This is a genomic window from Ralstonia sp. 22111 (assembly GCF_052045895.1).
GTDB lineage: Bacteria > Pseudomonadota > Gammaproteobacteria > Burkholderiales > Burkholderiaceae > Ralstonia > Ralstonia wenshanensis.
The window spans coordinates 536,886-555,204 of sequence record NZ_JBQEPR010000001.1; the positions used below are offsets into that span (position 1 = coordinate 536,886).

Below are 18,319 nucleotides of genomic sequence, written 5' to 3' on the forward strand. Positions count from 1 at the left end.
CAAAGCACACACCATGGCCTCCCTGGGTTTTACCGACGTTGTCGGTCTGGTCGGCGTCGCCGCTTATGTTTCTGCGCACTTTGGCGTACAGGTCCTGCATAAGCCGCCGACCGGCGCATTTGCCGTTCGCCTCAACCTGCTTGGACCGATTTGCATCCTGATTTCGCTGATGGGGTCGTTCAATCTTGCGTCGTTTCTCACCCAGTTTTTCTGGCTGGCATTGACGCTGATGGGTTGGTGGCGCAATAAGCAGGCGGGGCGCCCGGTAGTGGAACCCGCTGGCGCGCCGCGCCCGGGGCATCCAGCGCAGCAGTAGGTTCGCCGCTCACAGTCAAAACCGCGTCGACGTACGCGGTTTTCCTTGCATGGCAGCTAGAAGAATGTGGTGTGAATGTGACTCAGGAGTCTCTAGATTAATAGCGGGCTCTGATCAATTGTTGATTTATGAAGAACAGTCTTTTCTTCGATCCACCATTTATCCATAGAGGGCAACGATCTATTCTGACCACAAGCGCAACGAACTGAGCGCAACCGAATATCCAGACAGATCAGGAGCCCATCATGAACACCCGTCTCGCAACCGCCTTCTCCCGTAACGCTTTGCTGGCCCTGGTGGCCACGGTCTCGGCTTCCGCCGCTCTTCTGACAGCGCAGCCGGCCGCCGCTGCTGTCCAAAGCAATGCTGATCCGTACACGCAAGGTGCTGTCGCCAAGGCTGATCCGTACACACAGGGCGCTGCCGGCAAGTACGACGTCTATACCCAAGGTGCCGACCGCCAAGCTGATACCTACGGCTACCTGTCGTGGAAGAACGATCGCTTCGACCCGTACACCCAAGGTGCCGTCGGCAAGGCTGACCCGTACACCGATGGTGCAATCGCCAAGGCCGATCCGTACACCGACGGCGCTGCCGCCAAGTACGACGTCTACACGCAGGGCGCCGATCGTCAGGCCGACACCTACGGCTATCTGTCGTGGAACGGCGATGCCTCGTATCCGAAGGACGCCGCTTCGCAAGCCTGATCGAGCCGCACCAAAGCAAAAGGGCCTTGGGTTTTACCCCAAGGCCCTTTTTGTTTCTGCAGCGTTCCGGCTTGATCAGACCACGCCGGCTTCGTGTGCCTGCTGATCCGCGTGGTATGAACTGCGCACCATTGCACCAACCGCAGCGTGCGTGAAGCCCATCTCGTACGCCTTCTCTTCGAACATCTTGAAGGTGTCCGGGTGCACGTAGCGCAGCACCGGCAAATGGTGGCCCGACGGCGCCAGATACTGGCCGATGGTCAGCATATCGATGTCGTGCTCGCGCATGTCGCGCATGACTTCGAGGATTTCTTCATCGGTCTCGCCCAGGCCGACCATCAGGCCGGACTTGGTCGGCACGTTCGGGTTGCGGGCCTTGAAGTCCTTCAGCAGCTTGAGCGAGTGCGCGTAGTCCGCCCCCGGGCGCGCCTGCTTGTACAGGCGGGGCACCGTTTCGAGGTTGTGGTTCATCACGTCGGGCGGGCATTCCTGGAGGATGTCCAGCGCCTTCTCCAGGCGGCCGCGGAAGTCCGGCACCAGCACTTCGATGCGCGTGGCCGGCGACAGGGCGCGCGTGCGCGAGATGCAGTCGACGTAATGCTGGGCACCGCCGTCACGCAGGTCGTCGCGGTCGACGCTGGTGATGACGACGTAGTTGAGCTTGAGCTCGGCGATCGTCTTGGCCAGGTTTTCCGGCTCGTTCACGTCGAGCGGGTCCGGGCGGCCGTGTCCGACGTCGCAGAACGGGCAGCGGCGCGTGCACTTGTCGCCCATGATCATGAACGTGGCCGTGCCCTTGCCGAAGCACTCGCCGATGTTCGGGCAACTCGCCTCTTCGCACACCGTCACGAGGTTGTTGGCGCGCAGGATGTCCTTGATTTCGTAGAAGCGCGAGTTGCCGGTGGCGGCGCGCACGCGAATCCAATCCGGCTTCTTGAGCTTCTCAGCTGGCACGATCTTGATGGGAATGCGTGCGGTCTTGTCGAGCGACTTCTGCTTGGCCGTCGCGTCGTACGGCTTGTTCGACGGGGTGGCAGGGGTGGCGACTTCAGTGGCGCCGGCGGCGGAATCGGTCATCGTGTTCTCCGCACGGGCTTGCGGCTCGTGCATTTCCGGGCGCTAAGCGGTAGCGGCCTCGGCGGGGTGCGCTTGCGCGCGTTGCTGCAATTGGGCGACCAGCGCATTGGCCAGGTCGCGGGAAACGGTTTGCCAGTCGTTCGCATCGACGGCGCGTCCGGACGCATCGCGGGCGCCGGCGGTCACCATATCGACGGTTTCCAGGCCGGCATAGCCGCACGGGTTGATCTGCGTGAAGGGCGACAGGTCCATCGCCAGGTTCAGGCTCACGCCGTGGTAGCTGCAGCCGTTGCGGATCTTCAGGCCCAGCGCGGCGATCTTGGCGCCAGCATGCGGCCCGCCCGACAGGTAGATGCCGGGGGCGCCAGCCTTGCGTTCGGAGGCGACATTATACGTGGCGAGCGTCTCGATAACGGCCGCCTCAATGGCATCAACCAGCGCCTTCACGAACAGCCCGCGGCGGCGCAGATCCAGCAAAAGGTAAGCGACGACTTGGCCCGGGCCGTGGTAAGTGATCTGGCCGCCACGATCAACTTTCACCAGCGGGATGTTGCCGGGAGCCAACAGATGCGCCGGATCGCCGGCCAGGCCGAGCGTGAACACCGGCGGGTGTTCAACCAGCCAGATCGTGTCGGGCGTATCGGGGCCCCGCTGCGCGGTGAATGTCTGCATTTCGTCGAAGCAGGCGGCGTAGTCCTGCAAGCCGCGCTTGACGATGTCAATCGGAATCATGCCCGCGAGTGTAGCGCAGGGCAGGTTCGGGCGCCCTGCGCCTTTGTCCGCTTCGCCTGCAGGGTTGAGCCAAAAAAGATGCCGACGCGATGGGAGGCATCGGCGCCGGCACCGGCTTTTGCGGTATCTGCCGCAAAAGGAGACTCAAAACAGATTGCCGGCTCAGGCGGCCACGACGGGCGCCTCGGCGTGCTCGTTCCAGCCCAGCGCGGCGAGCGTGTGGCGCCACCCATTCGTGACGTGCCATGGCTGGCGCGGCATGTGGCCATCAGTCGCTTCGACTGCCAGTGCCACGGGGCCGAGGGCTTTCGGGTCTACCGAGACGACGATTTCTTCACCGCGCTTCACGGCAACGCTGCCGCCTGCGTGCAGCCATTCGTCGCCGGCTTTGTTCTCATGTGTGACCCATACGTCGCGCCCGTAGGCTTCTTCGACGCGCAGATTCTGGTTGGCCGGCATGCGCAATGCCACCACTTCGCCGGGCTGCAGAGTGAATACAATTTTTGTTAGTACAGCTTTCATGATCGGCTCCTTCACGGCAGTGCGATGGGGCCTTGCCGTTGAAGGAAGTCTAGGCGCTTGGTTGCCTTGTACCAAACGATATATATTGCGTTTCTTGATAGTGCAGCTCACATAAAAACCCTGCAGCGCTACGAAAATCCGGAGGGAAAGATGACCGAAATCCGCGAACCGATGCGCTTGCCGTCACTTGGCGCGCTCCGGGTGTTCGAGGCGGCGGCCCGCTATGAGAGTTTTTCGCGTGCGGCAACGGAGTTGTTCGTTACGCACGGTGCCGTCAGCCATCAGATGCGCACCCTGGAAGACGAGTTGGGCGTGCCGCTGTTCGAGCGGCGCGGCAAGCGCGTCATGCTCACGCATGCGGGCCGCGCCTATGCCGACCGGGTGCGCGAGGCGCTCGACCAGATCGCCCAGGCCACGCACCAATTGCGCGCCGGCAACCGCGACAACCGCCTGGCCATCAGCACGATGCCGTCGTTTGCAGCGCGCTGGCTGACGCCGCATATCGGCACCTTCATTGAGCGCCATCCCGAGTTGGAGGTGGAGCTGTTCTCCAGCCCCGCGCTGGTCGACTTCGCGCGCGAAGAGGTGGACGTGGCGTTGCGCATGGGTTCGGGCAACTATCCGGGCCTGTACGTGGAAAAGCTGCTCGACGATGTGTTCTTCCCGATCTGCAGCCCTGCGTTCAACGGTGGTCGTCTGCCACGCACGCTGGCCGAGATGGCGAGCATGACCCTGCTGCGCAGCGAAGGCGAGGCATGGAAACCGTGGTTCGATGCGGCCGGCGTGGAGGGCTTTGTGGAGCCGCGTGGCGGGTTGATGTTCCAGGATTCGTCATTACTGCTGCAGGCCGCGGCAGCGGGGCAGGGGATTGCGCTGATCCGCCCGACGCTGGCCTTCAATGACCTGCTGACCGGCCGTGTGGTGCGCCTGTTCGAGACGACGATCCCGTGTCCGTGGAACTACTACTTCGTGTGCCCGCACAGCGCGCTGCAGACGCCCAAGATGCAGGCGTTCCGCACGTGGCTGCTGCCGGAGATTGCTGCGTTCAAGCTCAAGCTGGCGGGGCTGATGAACGACAACGCGGTCTGCCTGGGGCACGTGCCCAAGGGCTGAGGCCCGGGCGTCCAAAAAACGCGCTGACACAGCAAAACGCCCCGGCATGACCGGGGCGTTTTGCATTCTGCCGGGTGGCGCAGAGGTGCGTTACAGCACGATTTTCACCATCGGATGGCTTGTCAGCGCCTGGTACAGCGCGTCGAGCTGTTCGCGGCTCGTCGCACGCACGATCACCGTCAGCCCCAGGTAGTTGCCGCTCGAAGACGGGCGTTTTTCCAGGCGCCCTTCGTGAAACTCCGGATCGTGCAGGCGGACGACCTCGACGATGGTCGCGGCAAAGTCCTCATGCATCGGCCCCATCACCTTGATGGGGAAATCGCTCGGGTACTCGATGAGCGACTGTTCGGGCGGAATGTGGCCCGGCGGGGGAGTGTGAGAGGAGGTCATGTCGAAGTAAGTGGGGACGATTACTTCTTTTTAAACCACAGCTTGACCGCGTCGATCGTACGGCCGACGAAGCCTGCTTCCGGCACCGCTTCCAGTGCCACGACCGGGAACTCCGACACCACGGTCGAGCCGTCCATCACCTTGACCGTGCCCAGTTGCTGGCCCTGGGCGATCGGGGCGATCAGAGGGTCCTTGCGCTCGAGCACCGGCTTCAGGCGCGCGCCTGCGCCCTTGGGCACGGTGATCCACTTGTCCTCCGACACACCCAGCTTCACGCTCTTGGCCTGGCCCTTGTACACGTCCGGCGTCTGCAGCGCTTCCTTGGCCTTGTACAGGCGCACGGTGTCGAAGAACTGATAGCCGTAGTTCAGGACCTTCAGGCTCTCCTGTGTGCGGATCGCGTCGCTCTTGGTGCCGACGATGACGGACAGCAGACGACGGTTCGCGCCCGGCACGTCCGGCAGCGGACGGTTGGCCGAGGTGACGAGGCAGTAGCCGGCCGATTTGGTGTGGCCCGTCTTGCCGCCGTCGACGGTCGGATCAAGCCACAGCAGGCGGTTGCGGTTGGACTGCTTGATGTTGTTATAGGTGAAATCCTTCTGCGAGTAGAACTTGTAGTCCTGCGGGAAATCCTTGATCAGCGCCGATGTCAGGATCGAAAGATCACGTGCGGTGGAGTAGTGATTCGGATCGGGCAGGCCCGCGGCGTTCGCGAAATGCGTGTTCTTCATGCCGAGGCGCTCGGCTTCGCGATTCATCAGCATCACGAAGTTGGTCTCGGTGCCGCCCACGGCCTCGGCCAGCACCAGGGCCGCATCGTTGCCCGACTGGATGATCAGACCTTGCGTCAGCTCACGCACAGAGACGGGTTTGCCGGCCTGCAGGAACATGCGTGATTCGTCGGTCTTGACGGTGCGCACGGTCTCGGTGGGCGTGATCATCTGGTCGTATTTCAGCTTGCCGTCGCGCACGGCTTCGAAGACCAGGTAGGCCGTCATCAGCTTGGTGAGCGAGGCGGGCTCGATGCGTTCGTCCATGTTCGCGCCGCCGAGCACCTGGCCGCTGGTCACGTCGGTCAGCATCCACGAGCGGGCCGCCACTTGCGGGGCCGGCACCGGCTGCGCCATGGCGGGCAGGGCGGTGACCAGCACGGCGGCCGCCACAGCGGTTGCGGCGGCGGAATGGAGGGCGAGGGGCGTGAAATGGGCGAAGCGGGTCTGCATGTCGGGTCCTGCGGTCTGCTTGGAGTTCAAGGGCGCCGCCTGCCAGAAAAAACGGGGGGAGGCGCGGCGTCCGGAAAGTCAACGGGTGAGTGTTACGGTTTTGGCGCCCAGGCGCCGGTAATGAGCTGCCGGATCAAATGCAGCTTGCGGTGGAAGAAATGATCGGCGCCCGGGATGACGATCACGGGCAGTTCCTGAGGTCGCGCCCAGTTGAGCACGTCGATCAGCGGCACGGTGTCGTCCTGTTCGCCGTGGATGACGATGGTGTCTGCCGGCACTGGCGCGACATCCCAGCGCGAGGTGGCGGTGCCGACCAGCGCCAGGCGCTCGGCGGGCGTGCCGGCTTCGGCCAGGCGGCGAGCGACCTGCGACACGACAAAGCTGCCAAACGAGAAGCCGCCCAGCGCCAGCGGCAGCGTGGCCACGTCGGCGGACCATTCGGTTTGCGTACGCATCCAGTCGAGCACGGCGAGCATGTCGTCCTGCTCCCCGATACCGTTGTCGTGCGTGCCCTCGGTCTTGCCCACGCCGCGAAAGTTCAGGCGCACCGTCACATAGCCCAAGCCGACGAAGGTGCGAGCCAGGGTCTGCGCGACCTTGTTGTCCTTGGTGCCGCCGAACAGCGGATGCGGGTGGCCGATCAGCGCCAGGCCGCGCGGTGCGGTGTCCGGCTGGTCGATCGACAGGTCGATCTGCCCGACGGGGCCGGGAATCAGGCGTTCTTCGGTATGAACGTTCATGGAGAAGGGAAAAACAGGTGCAGTAAAGCCGGGCTCACGCGTTGGCGGGGCGGTCGACCATCAGCCGTTCGACCGGTTTGCCTTCAACCAGATGGCTCTGGATGATCTCGTCGATGTCTTCCTTGTCGACGAAGGTGTACCAGACGGCCTCGGGGTAGACCACCATGACGGGGCCGAGTTCGCAGCGGTCCAGGCAGCCGGCCTTGTTGATGCGCACGCGGCCTTCGCCGTTGATGCCGAGTTCCTTGCAGCGCTTCTTGGCGTATTCCTGCATGGCCTTGGCGCCAAAGTCGGCGCAGCAGCGCGAGCCGTCCTCGCGTTCGTTCAGGCAGAAGAAAACGTGGTGCTTGTAATGGCTGCTCATGGGCGGACCGAGAAGACTGGGAGGGCTGTGTGACGGTGCGCGCGGCAGGATGCAAATGGCTTCCTGGCGTGGCGCACCCATGTGGATTTGCGTAACGAGCCGGCATTATACGGCCCCGATGTCACCGTTCCGCCAGGATCCGCGTGCGACGCGACGCTGCGATGCTGCGTTGCAATATGTTTTCCGGATGTCTGGACGCCCTCCGTGCGCGGATTCCGGGATTGACGACGGCTGAGGCGGGTGCCATCGTAGTCACACCAAGCTGGTACAAGGGCTGGCGGGCAGCCGGCCCTTGAAATTGACGTTGGCATAGCCCTTGCAATAAAGAGCGACCTGCTGCGGGAGGCGCCGGAAACATCGGCGTATCGAGGCAGGAGAGAGACCACACCAGGGCGGGTCGGACCGGGCGAGCAACTGAGCGCACGGCCGGTCTGTGACACTCGAGGAAGACATGAAAAAACCGTTCTATAAAATCCTGTACGTACAGGTGCTGGCGGCTATCGTCATCGGCGTTCTGCTAGGCCATTTTTCGCCCGCACTTGCCGTCAAGATGAAGCCGCTGGGCGATGGCTTCATCCAACTGATCAAGATGGTGATCGGGCCGATCATCTTCTGTACGGTCGTCTCCGGCATTGCCGGCATGCGTGACATGAAGAAGGTGGGCCGCGTTGGCGGCAAGGCGCTGATCTACTTTGAGGTCGTCTCGACCTTCGCGCTGGTGATTGGCCTCGCTGCTGGCCACATCTTCAACCCGGGCGCGGGCTTCAACGTTGATGTGAACACCATCGACGCCAAGGCCGTTGCCCAGTACGCCGCCAAGGCGCATTCGGCCAGCACGGTCGACTTCCTGCTCAACATCATCCCGAGCACGGTGGTCGATGCCTTTGCCAAGGGCGACATCCTGCAGATCCTGCTGATCGCGCTGCTGTTTGGCGGGGCGCTGTCGGCCATCGGCGACCGCGCCCAGGTGGTGACGGACTTCATCGATCAGATCTCGCACGTGTTCTTCCGCATCGTGCACATCATCACGCGCGTGGCCCCGCTCGGTGCCTTTGGCGCCATGGCCTTCACCATCGGCAAGTACGGCGTGATCTCGCTGGTGCCGCTGCTGAAGCTGGTCGGTACGTTCTACCTGACGGCCATCATCTTCGTGGTGGTGGTGCTGGGCATCATTGCGCGGCTGGTCGGCTTCAACATCTTCCGCTTTGTGTCGTACATCAAGGAAGAACTGCTGATCGTGCTGGGTACCAGCTCGTCGGAATCGGCGCTGCCGCACCTGATGGAGAAGATGGAGAAGCTGGGCTGCTCGAAGTCGGTGGTGGGCCTCGTGGTTCCGACCGGTTACTCGTTCAACCTGGACGGCACCAACATCTACATGACGATGGCGGTGATCTTCATCTCGCAGGCGCTGAACATCGAGCTGACCTGGACGCAGCAACTGACCATCCTGGCCGTTGCCATGCTGACCTCGAAGGGCGCTTCGGGCATCACCGGCGCCGGCTTCATCACGCTGGCCGCAACGCTGGCCGTGGTGCCGGATATTCCGGTGGCGGGCATGGTGCTGATTCTCGGTATCGACCGCTTCATGAGCGAATGCCGTGCCCTGACCAACATCACCGGCAACGGCGTGGCCTGCGTGGTGATCTCGGCCTGGGAACGTGAACTGGATCGCGCCAAGCTGGCTCGCGTGCTGTCGGGCGACCGTAGCGATGAGCGCGTGCCGGCCACCCCGGCAGTTTGAGCGATCCAATCCGGCTGGCGCCTGCGGGCGCCGGCTACTGAAAGCGCAAAGCGTATGATTGCGGGGCCTGTCCTTCCAGACGGCCCCGCTTCTTTTTTGGAATGCACCTCGTGAAGCACCTCGGCGACATGCCGACTTCGGGCATGGCTTTGGAAGGCACGGCAACACTCTCTGCCGCCGACCTCCAGCCGATGTCCGATCCCGATTTCTCCTTCACCAGCGCCTCCGGCTCGCGACGCGGCTTCTGGTGGCTGGTGGCGCTCGGGCTCGTGGTGGTGATGGCCGTGGTGTGCGCGACCACGTTTGTGGTGGCGTGGAACCGGGGCCTCGCGCAGGCCCAGCAGGCCGCCGGTGGGCGGGTCGATCGCTATGCGGCCAACCTCAAGAGCACGCTCGACCGCTACGAATACCTGCCGGCGCTGGTGGCGCTGCATCCGTTCATCCACGATCTGCTCGCCAATCCGACGCCTGCCAATGTCGACCGCGCGAACCGCTATCTGCGCGAAGTCAACGATCGGGCGCACGCCACTGCGACCTACGTGATCTCCCCCAGCGGCAAGGCGCTGGCCGCATCCAACTACAACCAGCCTGACAGCTTCGTCGGCGCTGAATATCTGTTTCGGCCGTATTTCCAGCAGGCGGCGGAAGGCCACGTCGGGCGCTTTTACGGCATTGGCATCACGCGAGAAGAGCCGGGCTATTACATCTCGCAGCCCGTCATGCAGGACGGCCGCGTGATCGGCGTGACGGTCGTCAAGCTCAACCTCGAATGGTTCGGCCGCGCCAGCCACGACGCGTCGGAACCCGTGATGGTGGCGGACGAGAACGGCGTGATCTTCCTGTCCTCCGTGCCGGCGTGGCAGTACCGCACGGTCGAACCCCTCACGTCGAAACTGCAGGCGCAGTTGGAAGCGACGCGCCAGTATTACCGCAAGCAGATCACGCCACTGCCGCTGCAACCCGAGGCGCCGGCCTTCCTGCGATTGACCGGACGCTTGCCGGAAGGCGCAGAACTGATTCGCGTTGGCGGGCGTACGAACGCCACGCGCTATCTGCAGGTTTCGCGCGACCTGGTCGAGCCCGACTGGACGCTGATGTACCTCACACCGGTGGACCCGGTGATGAGCGCCGCGCGTAGCGCGACCGTGGCGGCGGCGTTTGCCTTTGCGTTTGCGTGTTTGCTGCTGTTCTATTGGCGCCAGCGCCGCCTGCGCATGATGGAGATGCTGCGTAGCCGCCGCCTCCTCGAAGCCGCATATGACCAGCTCGAACGCCGTGTGGAAGACCGCACGGCCGACCTGATGGCCACCAACGAACAACTGCAACACGAGATCGTCGATCGCACCCGCGCCGAGGCCGAACTCCGCGCCACGCAGGACGAACTCGTGCAGGCCAGCAAGCTCGCCGCCTTGGGCCAGATGGCCGCCGGCATCACGCACGAACTCAACCAGCCGCTGGCCGCGCTGCGCACGTTCTCCGACAACACGCGCATCCTGCTTGAGCGCGGCCAGCACGGCGCCGCCACGGACAACCTGCAGGCGATCGCCGACCTGACCGAGCGCATGGGCAAGATCACCGCGCAGCTCAAGCTGTTTGCGGGGCGCTCGCGGCGCAAGGTGGTGGATGTGCAGGTGCGCGTGGCGCTCGATCACACGCTCGCGCTGCTGCGTCCGCGCCTGGGCGACGTGGCACTCGAACTGCACTGGCATATCCCCGAAGCAGATGCCGTCGTTCGCGCGGATGAACTGAAGCTGGAGCAAGTGCTGATCAACCTGATTGGCAACGCGCTCGATGCGATCAACGCCAATGAACCCGCGCGCGCCGGACGCATCGACATCAACATCGGCCTCGCCGAGGGCGCGGCGTCGCAGTCGAACCAACTGACCATCGCCGTGCGCGACAACGGCCCTGGCATTCCGCCCGACGCCATGCCGCACCTGTTCGAGCCGTTCTTCACCACCAAGGAGATCGGCCAGGGGCTCGGCCTTGGGCTGGCGATCTCCACCAGCATCGCGCGCGATTTTGGCGGCTCCCTATCGGCCGCGAACATGCCCGGCGGCGGCGCGCAGTTTACGCTGACGCTGGTACGCGCCGACGTCTCCTCCGCGGCGTCCACCTGATCCGTTTTCCATACAGATACGAACCATGTCCGAAGGCTTGAACGTTCTCTTCATCGAAGACGACCCGCCTGTGCGCCAGGCCACCGCGCAGAGCCTGGAACTGGCCGGCTTCAACGTGCAGGCGTTTGGCAGCGCCGAAGAGGCCGTCGGCAAGATCGACGCGAATTTCCCGGGTGTGGTCGTGAGCGACCTGCGCTTGCCCGGCGCAAGCGGCCTGGACGTGCTCGCGCACTGCCAGTCGTTCGGCACGGGGATTCCCGTGGTGCTCGTCACCGGCCACGGCGACATCACGATGGCCGTGCAGGCGATGCGCGAAGGCGCGTTCGACTTTATCGAGAAGCCGTTTCCCGCCGAACGTCTGACCGAGACCGTGCGCCGCGCGGTCGAACGCCGCGCGCTGGAGCTGGAAAACCGCGCACTGCGCCGTGAACTGGCGGGCCCGGCGGCCGGCACGCGCATCATCGGGCGCTCGCCTGCGATGGGCGCTGTGCGCGCGCTGATCGAGAACGTTGCGACCACCGATGCGCCGGTGCTCATCAACGGCGAGACGGGCACGGGCAAGGAGCTGGTCGCGCGCAGTCTGCACATGCTCTCGCCGCGTCACGACAAGCCGTTCATTGCGCTGAACTGCGGCGCCGTGCCCGAACAGATTTTCGAGAGCGAGATGTTCGGCCACGAAGCCGGTGCCTTCACCGGTGCGGGCAAGCGGCGCATCGGCAAGCTCGAGCATGCCTCGGGCGGCACGCTGTTCCTCGACGAGATCGAGAGCATGCCGATCGCGCTGCAGGTCAAGCTGCTGCGCGTGCTGCAGGAGGGCGCGCTGGAGCGGCTGGGCTCGAATGCCTCGGTGCGCATCGACGTGCGGATTGTTGCGGCCGCCAAGGGCGATATGGAAGCGCTGATTGAAGCGGGTGGTTTCCGGCGCGATCTGTACTATCGCCTGAACGTTGTCGTCATCGATTTGCCCCCGCTGCGTGAACGCCGCGAAGATATCATCCCGCTATTCGAACATTTCCTGCTCGAAGCCGCCGTACGCTATCAGCGACCGCTGCCGATGCTGGCTGAACGCCAGCGCCACGAGCTGATGCAATCGAACTGGCCCGGCAACGTGCGCGAACTGCGCAACGCGGCCGATCGTCTTGTGCTGGGCGTCGGCCGCACGCCGGTCGTGCCGGATGCATCGGAAGACGGCATGCCGCTCAAGGAGCGCGTCGAACGCTACGAGCGCACAGTCATTGCCGAAACGCTGGCGCGCACGGGCGGTTCGGTGCACCAGGCGGCGGATATTCTGCAGGTTGGCCGTGCGACGCTGTATGACAAGATCAAGCGATACGGCCTTTAACTTTGCACGTCCGCAAACAACAACGCCCGGCACAGACCGGGCGTTTTCTTTTCGCGCTCAGCCAAGAATCGGATGCGCATCCGCCACCGGATATCCACGGTCGTCCGTCGGAATCCGCTGCGTCTGAAAGGCGATCAGCAGTGCCTGAAACTTGCCGTCGATTTCCACGATGACAGCACCGTCTTGCTGTGTACCGTTCTCACGCGAATGGTCCTTCACACCCGGCGTATGCACGACCGGGTTGCCCTGGTTCATGTGGGTTTCGTGCAGGCCGTTGTGCTGCGGCTCGAACAGGAAGCCAAAGCCGTAAACCATCACGTCGGTGCGCGGTGGCCAGCCTTTGCGGTCGTCGTCGCCCGAGCTCCCGTGGTAGATGTAATCGATCGGCGTGGCGGTGCGGTCCAGCATCAGCATGTCGTCAACGAGCGCGTTGATGTCGTTGCGCTCGGTCTCGGTATCCAGCGCGATTGGCCGCATGTTCGGAAAGTCGACCAGCCCGGCGTCGCGCACGTAGTCCAGGCGCGGGAAGCCGTTCTCGTGCAGCCCGGGGGCCAGCGCAGCCAGGTCGGCGATGATGGGCAACTGCAGATCGGCCGTCCACTGATACAGCACGTGATAACCGGCGGCCCCGGCGCCCGGCATGCTCGAGTCGGACTTCACGTTGGCAAGCACCACGAACTCCGAGCCATCCGGTGCTTCTACCACGATCGCGTAATGCGGATTACCGTTGTAGCCCTCCAGATACGGCACGCCGAATTTCAGCTTGCCCTTGAACATGCAGTAGTGATTGGCCATGCGCACTCCATCGAACCAGACATTGACGGACCGCCATTGCAGCAGGCACGCGTGAACCTAGTGTGGAACCTGTGTCGCCCGAAAACAAAAACGCCCGGCATCAACCGGGCGTTTCGTTTGGATCGGGGATGGCGTGCTCAGGCCTGCTTGCCCAGCGTCTGCTTGAGCAGCGCGTCGAACGACGACCATTCCGGTTCGCCCACGTAGCGCTTGAGGATGCGGCCATCGCGGTCGACCAGGAACGTGGTCGGCGTGAGTTGCACGTCGCCGAAGGCCTTGGCGGCGGAGCCGTCGGCGTCCATTGCGACCTTGAAGGGCAACTGGCGCGTCTGACTGAAGTTCATCACATACATCGGCGCGTCGTAGTTCATCGCCACGGCCACGTATTCCAGACCTTCGCCCTTGTACTTGTTGTACGTCTGGATCATGTTGGGCATTTCCTTGATGCACGTAGCGCAGCTCGTAGCCCAGAAGTTGACGAGATAGACCTTGCCCTTCAGGTCTTGCGTCGAAAGCTTTTTCCCATCCAGCAGCGTGAAGGTGGCGGCGGGCACCTGCTGCGACGGCGAGAACGCACGCCAGCCGAACCAGCCGGCCACTGCCAGCACCAGCACCAGCACGATCACGGGGAGCAACCAACGGCGACCGCCTGACGTGGCGGGAGCTGGCGCTGGGGTTGCGGAGGAAGTCAGGGTCGAGGCCATGGCGGCAACGGGTCCGGAAGGAAAATCAAGCATCTATTGTAGGCCCGCCGTGCCAGCGCCGCATGTCGGCCGCGACAATCCGTCCGCGATGGGATTTTTGCATCACTTTTCCTCGGTGAGGGCCGCTTCGTATAAGGCAAGGTCCGTTGAAGAAAAGCAGCAAAAGGTGATCACGTCCAGACCGGTGCCGTGTTCTCGCGCGGCGCGTACGGCAATCGATGCCGCCAATTGCGGCGGGAAGCCGTACACGCCGGTGCTGATGCACGGGAATGCGATGCTGCGTACGTCGTGCCTGCGCGCCAGTTCCAGGCTGTTGCGGTAGCACGCGGCCAGCAATCCCGCCTCGTCTTGCTGGCCGCCGCGCCAGATGGGCCCGACGGTGTGGATAACGTAGCGGGCGCGCAGCCGAAAACCAGGCGTGAGCTTCGCTTCACCGGTGCGGCAACCGTGGAGCGCGCGGCATGCCTCCAGCAGTTCCGGTCCGGCCGCGCGATGGATAGCGCCGTCCACGCCGCCTCCGCCGAGCAGCGAGCTATTCGCCGCATTGACGACGGCATCGCAGTCAAGCGAGGTGATGTCGGCGCGCAGGGCGCGCAGGGCGACGAGCGGGGCTGGCATGGCGGTCCTTCGCGGAGGAGGCTGGTCACTCTGTCCGATAATAGGCGGCTTGGAGTTGGACAAAAACCTACAGGAGGCGACGTGGCAGTCACAGCAGGGGCAGGCTGGCGGATCGGGTTGGGCGCGGTGGCCTGTGCGCTGCTGATGGCCTGTTCGCCCAAGTACGACTGGCGCACGGTTCATTCCAACGAAGGGGCCTACGCCGTGGATTACCCCGCCAAGCCCACCGCAGAAGCCAGGCCTATCGCCATCAACGGCCAACGCATGCCGATGACGATGCAGGCCGCCAGCGTTGACGGCACGCTGTACGCCGTCGGCGTGGTGGAACTGCCCGCGGATGACCCGGTCTGGCGCCAGCGCGCGGTGGAAGCGCTGCGCAATGGCTTGTCCGCCAATCTGAAGGGCCGTGTGACCGAGCGCGACATCGCCGTGCAGACCGCCGCACAGCCGCCGTTGTCATTGCCGGCGGTGGAATTGATCGCCCAGGGGGCGGGCGGGGACGATCCCGCGCCGCGCCGGCTGACCGCGCGCGTAGTCGCGACGGGCAAGCGCGCATACCAAGCTGTCGTGCTGGAATCGGGTGATGCCGCACGCGATGCCCGCCAGCAGGAACAGGTCGACCAGTTTCTCTCCAGCTTCCATCCGTACTAGATCCTGGGCGCGCCCGAGCGAACTCGCCGCAGCCGGTGCACAATCGGCGTCTTATGCTTTACCGCAACACAATTCACGACATCACGGGGAACCATCATGACGTTGCAAGTCTGGCTGGCTTTTTTTCTGGCCGCCTGGGTGATCGCCATCTCGCCGGGGTCGGGCGCCATCCTGTGCATGAGCCACGGCCTGACGCATGGAGTGCGCCGGACGTCGGTCACGATTGCGGGACTGGAACTGGGCATTGTGGTGATTCTGTTCATTGCGGGGGCCGGGCTGGGCGCGCTGCTGATTGCGTCGGAGCACGCCTTTACGGCCATCAAGATCATCGGCGCGATGTACCTGATCTATCTCGGCATCGTGCAATGGCGCACGCCCATTCAGATCGCCAAGCCGGCTGACGGCGAGCCCGTGAAGGTTTCGGGCAGTGGCGCGCGCCGCCGCTTCCTGGTGGGACTGCTGACCAATCTGACGAACCCGAAGGGCATTCTGTTCATGGTGGCCGTGCTGCCGCAGTTCATCGATCCGGCCAAGCCGCTGCTTTGGCAGCTCGGCATCCTGGCGGCGACGATGGTGTTCGTCGACCTGATTGTCATGCACGGTTATGCGCTGCTTGCCTCGCGGGCGCAGCGACTGTTCCGCAATCCGCGCGCGCTGCGTTGGCAGAGCCGCTTCTTCGGCGGCATGCTGATGAGCATTGGCGCAGCGCTGTTTTTCGTGAAGCGGCAGACTGCCTGAGTTTCAAACGCCGCCCCCGGGCGACCCGCCAAGTGGGTTCAAGGCGCAGTGCGTGGATGAAGGCTAGTCTGCCTTCACCCCGCGCCGATACTGAATTGCCTCGCCCACATGCGCTGCATCGATCTGCTCGTCGCCTGCCAGGTCGGCAATCGTGCGCGCAAGCTTGAGCACGCGGGCATACGCGCGGGCCGACCACGAAAAGCGCGTCATCGCGTGACGCAGCAAGCCATCGGCCGCATCGGTGCGGCTGCAATGCAGATCGATTTCGTGACCACCCAGCAAGGCGTTGCGTTTGCCTTGCCGTGCAAGCTGTCGCGCGTACGCGGCAGAAACCCGCTCGGCCACGTTGAGCGTCGGTTCGCCAGGCGGGCCATCGAGCAACTCTTCTTGCGAGGGCGTGGGCACCTCGATCTGCACATCGATACGATCAAGCAGCGGCCCCGAGATGCGCGCCTGGTATCGCTCCACCTGATCCGGCGTGCAGCGGCACGCCCGCAGCGGATGCCCGCGATAGCCGCACGGACACGGGTTCATTGCGGCAATCAGCTGGAAGCTGGCAGGGAAGTCCGTCTGATGCGCGGCGCGTGAGATGGTGATGTGGCCGGTCTCCAGCGGCTCGCGCAGGACTTCGAGCACGCGGCGCTCGAACTCTGGAAGTTCGTCGAGGAAGAGCACGCCCTGATGCGCCAGCGAGATTTCGCCAGGCCGTGGCGTATTGCCCCCGCCCACCATCGCCACCGCAGATGCCGTGTGGTGCGGCGAACGGAACGGCCGCACCTTCCAACGCCGCGCGTCGAAGCCGCGCGTGGTCAGGCTCATCACGGCGGCGGCAGAGAGCGCCTCGTCATCGCTCATGTCCGGCAGCAAGCCGGGAAACCGTTGCGCGAGCATCGACTTGCCGGTGCCGGGCGGCCCGATCATCAGCATGGAATGTCCACCGGCGGCGGCCACTTCCAGCGCGCGCCGCGCTTGCGGTTGGCCCCGTACGTCGGCCAAGTCGGGATAGTGAATGTCCGCGTCGACCGGGGCCGGCAACGCAGGTGCGAGCTTGCGGTCTGGCGCGCTCAGGTGGTCGCACACCTCGATCAGCGTGCGTGCAGGCAGGACTTTGGTGCCGCTTACGAGCGCGGCTTCGGCGGCGTTCTCGGCGGGCAGCACGAAGGCGCGGGCAAGCGGTGCATCGCCATCGGCAGGGACGGGGTTGCGCGATAGCGCGTACGCCATCGCCAGTGCACCGCGAATCGGCCGCAAATCGCCGGAGAGCGACAATTCACCCGCAAACTCATGTGCGTCCAGATGCGTGTGCGGAATCTGGCGGCTCGCGGCGAGAATCCCCAGTGCAATTGCCAGATCGAACCGTCCCGATTCTTTCGGGAGATCCGCCGGTGCCAGGTTGACGGTGATGCGCCGTGCCGGAAATTCAAAGCGGCTGTTCTGGATCGCCGCGCGTACGCGATCCTTGCTCTCCTTCACCTCGGTGTCGGGCAGACCGACGATGGTGAACGATGGCAGGCCATTCGCCAGATGGACCTCAACGGAGACGGCTGGCGCATCGATGCCCGAGAGCGCGCGCGAACGCAGTACGGCGAGGCTCATTGCGCGGCCCTCCGAGGGATCTCACTGGCGAGGCGGAGGGCGTGGCATCGGTGCATGGCGTGGCGGAGCGTGACGGTTGCGGAACCCTCCACTGTGCCAGCCGCGTTGCGCCGCCATGTTCGCCGGCATCCAAATTTGACGATCGCCGTCGATATGAAAAGCGGAAAAAAACCGGAGCACTCGGCTCCGGCTTCGTTGTCGGCAGATCAACTCAGGGGAAGGCCGGCATGGCCGTGTCTTCGCCGCTGAAGTGGCCTTCGGGATGCGTCTTCTGCAGCAGCGCGCGTACCTCTTTCACGCGCGAGCGCGGCACATCGACCATCAGCAGGATCTGCCCTTCCTCCACTGCCTGCTTGAACGGTTTCAGGCGGCTGTTCGGCACCGAGCTGCCGATCATGCTCGAAGCCCACGCGCCAAACAGCGCGCCAACCACCGTGGTAATGCCGACCATGCCCCACTGCGGCCCATCGCCGACGATCGGAAAGATGGCCGCCACGATGCCCGCCAGCACGCCCGCACCCCCGCCGATCACCAAGCCGTTCTGGGTGGCGTGGACGATGTCGGAAGTCTGGAGGATGTTGGCTTCGTGCAGGCCGGTGAGATCGACGCCGGGCTTTGAAACAAAGTGGATGTGGCGCTCGGTGATGCGCGCCAGCAGGAGGTCGTTCATCACGCGCCGGGCGCTGACGACGTCCGGCATCAGGAAGTAGAGGCGATGTTGCATGATCTTCTCCTCAAGCGCGGTACGCGCGCGTCTTAAGGACGTTCTAGATCAGTTCGCCAGCTGCAACAAGGCGGCGCATCGATCTTTTCGCTGTGCGTCGCATCAT

The 18,319-nt window shown here is 64.1% G+C and carries 20 protein-coding genes; 8 read left to right on the top strand and 12 right to left on the bottom strand.

The features are described 5' to 3' along the window. Window positions 1-13: 13 nt before the first annotated feature. Together ACTJK4_RS02500 and ACTJK4_RS02505 are read left to right on the top strand one after the other, a co-directional pair. On the top strand, window positions 14-316 hold the full coding sequence (locus ACTJK4_RS02500) for a CBU_0592 family membrane protein (protein WP_232041789.1): 303 nt from the start codon (window positions 14-16) through the stop codon (window positions 314-316). Window positions 317-561: 245 nt separating this feature from the next. Then, the gene (locus ACTJK4_RS02505) at window positions 562-1,023 is read left to right on the top strand and encodes a hypothetical protein (RefSeq protein WP_232041790.1); all 462 of its coding nucleotides are present in this window, start codon (window positions 562-564) and stop codon (window positions 1,021-1,023) included. A 75-nt stretch (window positions 1,024-1,098) separates the two neighbouring features. On the opposite strand, the gene lipA is transcribed toward ACTJK4_RS02505, so the two are convergent. The 3 genes from lipA to ACTJK4_RS02520 form a co-directional block, all read right to left on the bottom strand. After that, window positions 1,099-2,100: a lipoyl synthase gene (lipA, locus tag ACTJK4_RS02510; RefSeq protein ID WP_004633801.1), complete on the bottom strand. Its 1,002-nt coding sequence runs from the start codon at window positions 2,098-2,100 to the stop codon at window positions 1,099-1,101. Window positions 2,101-2,142: 42 nt separating this feature from the next. Then, window positions 2,143-2,832, bottom strand: coding sequence for a lipoyl(octanoyl) transferase LipB (gene lipB, locus ACTJK4_RS02515; RefSeq protein ID WP_440815819.1), 690 nt, complete (start codon window positions 2,830-2,832; stop codon window positions 2,143-2,145). A 162-nt stretch (window positions 2,833-2,994) separates the two neighbouring features. After that, window positions 2,995-3,354, bottom strand: a complete 360-nt coding sequence (locus ACTJK4_RS02520) for a DUF2917 domain-containing protein (RefSeq protein ID WP_440815822.1) — start codon at window positions 3,352-3,354, stop codon at window positions 2,995-2,997. Window positions 3,355-3,504: 150 nt separating this feature from the next. On the opposite strand from ACTJK4_RS02520, the gene ACTJK4_RS02525 reads away from it, so the two are divergent. Then, entirely contained in the window at window positions 3,505-4,467 is a 963-nt protein-coding gene (locus ACTJK4_RS02525) for a transcriptional regulator GcvA (RefSeq protein ID WP_232041793.1), read from the top strand. Window positions 4,468-4,557: 90 nt separating this feature from the next. Here the strand turns inward: ACTJK4_RS02525 and ACTJK4_RS02530 are convergent, their stop codons facing one another. The 4 genes from ACTJK4_RS02530 to ACTJK4_RS02545 form a co-directional block, all read right to left on the bottom strand. Next, window positions 4,558-4,857 (bottom strand): DUF493 family protein, encoded by a 300-nt coding sequence (locus ACTJK4_RS02530; RefSeq protein ID WP_232041794.1) that lies wholly within the window; start codon window positions 4,855-4,857, stop codon window positions 4,558-4,560. A gap of 20 nt (window positions 4,858-4,877) precedes the next feature. Then, window positions 4,878-6,080: a D-alanyl-D-alanine carboxypeptidase family protein gene (locus ACTJK4_RS02535; RefSeq protein WP_232041795.1), complete on the bottom strand. Its 1,203-nt coding sequence runs from the start codon at window positions 6,078-6,080 to the stop codon at window positions 4,878-4,880. A gap of 92 nt (window positions 6,081-6,172) precedes the next feature. Then, window positions 6,173-6,820: an alpha/beta hydrolase gene (locus ACTJK4_RS02540; protein WP_232041796.1), complete on the bottom strand. Its 648-nt coding sequence runs from the start codon at window positions 6,818-6,820 to the stop codon at window positions 6,173-6,175. Window positions 6,821-6,854: 34 nt separating this feature from the next. Further along, on the bottom strand, window positions 6,855-7,184 hold the full coding sequence (locus ACTJK4_RS02545) for a (2Fe-2S) ferredoxin domain-containing protein (protein WP_045202559.1): 330 nt from the start codon (window positions 7,182-7,184) through the stop codon (window positions 6,855-6,857). 451 nt (window positions 7,185-7,635) lie between these two features. On the opposite strand from ACTJK4_RS02545, the gene ACTJK4_RS02550 reads away from it, so the two are divergent. From ACTJK4_RS02550 to ACTJK4_RS02560, 3 genes are all read left to right on the top strand, one after another. Then, window positions 7,636-8,925 carry a dicarboxylate/amino acid:cation symporter gene (locus ACTJK4_RS02550; protein WP_232041797.1) on the top strand — a complete coding sequence of 430 codons (1,290 nt, stop codon included), beginning with the start codon at window positions 7,636-7,638 and terminating at the stop codon, window positions 8,923-8,925. 101 nt (window positions 8,926-9,026) lie between these two features. Further along, a complete protein-coding gene (locus ACTJK4_RS02555) occupies window positions 9,027-11,045 on the top strand; it encodes a sensor histidine kinase (RefSeq protein ID WP_433866168.1) in 2,019 nt (672 codons plus the stop codon). Window positions 11,046-11,070: 25 nt separating this feature from the next. Further along, window positions 11,071-12,387: a sigma-54-dependent transcriptional regulator gene (locus ACTJK4_RS02560; protein ID WP_232041799.1), complete on the top strand. Its 1,317-nt coding sequence runs from the start codon at window positions 11,071-11,073 to the stop codon at window positions 12,385-12,387. Window positions 12,388-12,444: 57 nt separating this feature from the next. On the opposite strand, the gene ACTJK4_RS02565 is transcribed toward ACTJK4_RS02560, so the two are convergent. The 3 genes from ACTJK4_RS02565 to ACTJK4_RS02575 all read right to left on the bottom strand — a co-directional run bounded on the left by ACTJK4_RS02565 (window position 12,445) and on the right by ACTJK4_RS02575 (window position 14,504). Next, entirely contained in the window at window positions 12,445-13,182 is a 738-nt protein-coding gene (locus ACTJK4_RS02565) for a DUF2278 family protein (protein ID WP_232041800.1), read from the bottom strand. Between the two features lie 137 nt (window positions 13,183-13,319). After that, window positions 13,320-13,886, bottom strand: coding sequence for a TlpA family protein disulfide reductase (locus ACTJK4_RS02570; protein WP_440815830.1), 567 nt, complete (start codon window positions 13,884-13,886; stop codon window positions 13,320-13,322). A 102-nt stretch (window positions 13,887-13,988) separates the two neighbouring features. Further along, the gene (locus tag ACTJK4_RS02575; RefSeq protein WP_232041802.1) at window positions 13,989-14,504 is read right to left on the bottom strand and encodes an O-acetyl-ADP-ribose deacetylase; all 516 of its coding nucleotides are present in this window, start codon (window positions 14,502-14,504) and stop codon (window positions 13,989-13,991) included. An 81-nt stretch (window positions 14,505-14,585) separates the two neighbouring features. On the opposite strand from ACTJK4_RS02575, the gene ACTJK4_RS02580 reads away from it, so the two are divergent. Both ACTJK4_RS02580 and ACTJK4_RS02585 read left to right on the top strand, forming a co-directional pair. Further along, window positions 14,586-15,155 (top strand): hypothetical protein, encoded by a 570-nt coding sequence (locus ACTJK4_RS02580; RefSeq protein ID WP_232041803.1) that lies wholly within the window; start codon window positions 14,586-14,588, stop codon window positions 15,153-15,155. Between the two features lie 96 nt (window positions 15,156-15,251). Then, window positions 15,252-15,893 carry a LysE family transporter gene (locus ACTJK4_RS02585; protein WP_232041804.1) on the top strand — a complete coding sequence of 214 codons (642 nt, stop codon included), beginning with the start codon at window positions 15,252-15,254 and terminating at the stop codon, window positions 15,891-15,893. A 63-nt stretch (window positions 15,894-15,956) separates the two neighbouring features. On the opposite strand, the gene ACTJK4_RS02590 is transcribed toward ACTJK4_RS02585, so the two are convergent. Both ACTJK4_RS02590 and ACTJK4_RS02595 read right to left on the bottom strand, forming a co-directional pair. Then, window positions 15,957-17,489 carry a YifB family Mg chelatase-like AAA ATPase gene (locus ACTJK4_RS02590; RefSeq protein WP_260803996.1) on the bottom strand — a complete coding sequence of 511 codons (1,533 nt, stop codon included), beginning with the start codon at window positions 17,487-17,489 and terminating at the stop codon, window positions 15,957-15,959. A 211-nt stretch (window positions 17,490-17,700) separates the two neighbouring features. Further along, complete coding sequence (locus ACTJK4_RS02595) at window positions 17,701-18,213, bottom strand: DUF1269 domain-containing protein (RefSeq protein ID WP_440815835.1); 513 nt, start codon at window positions 18,211-18,213, stop codon at window positions 17,701-17,703. Window positions 18,214-18,319 lie beyond the last annotated feature (106 nt).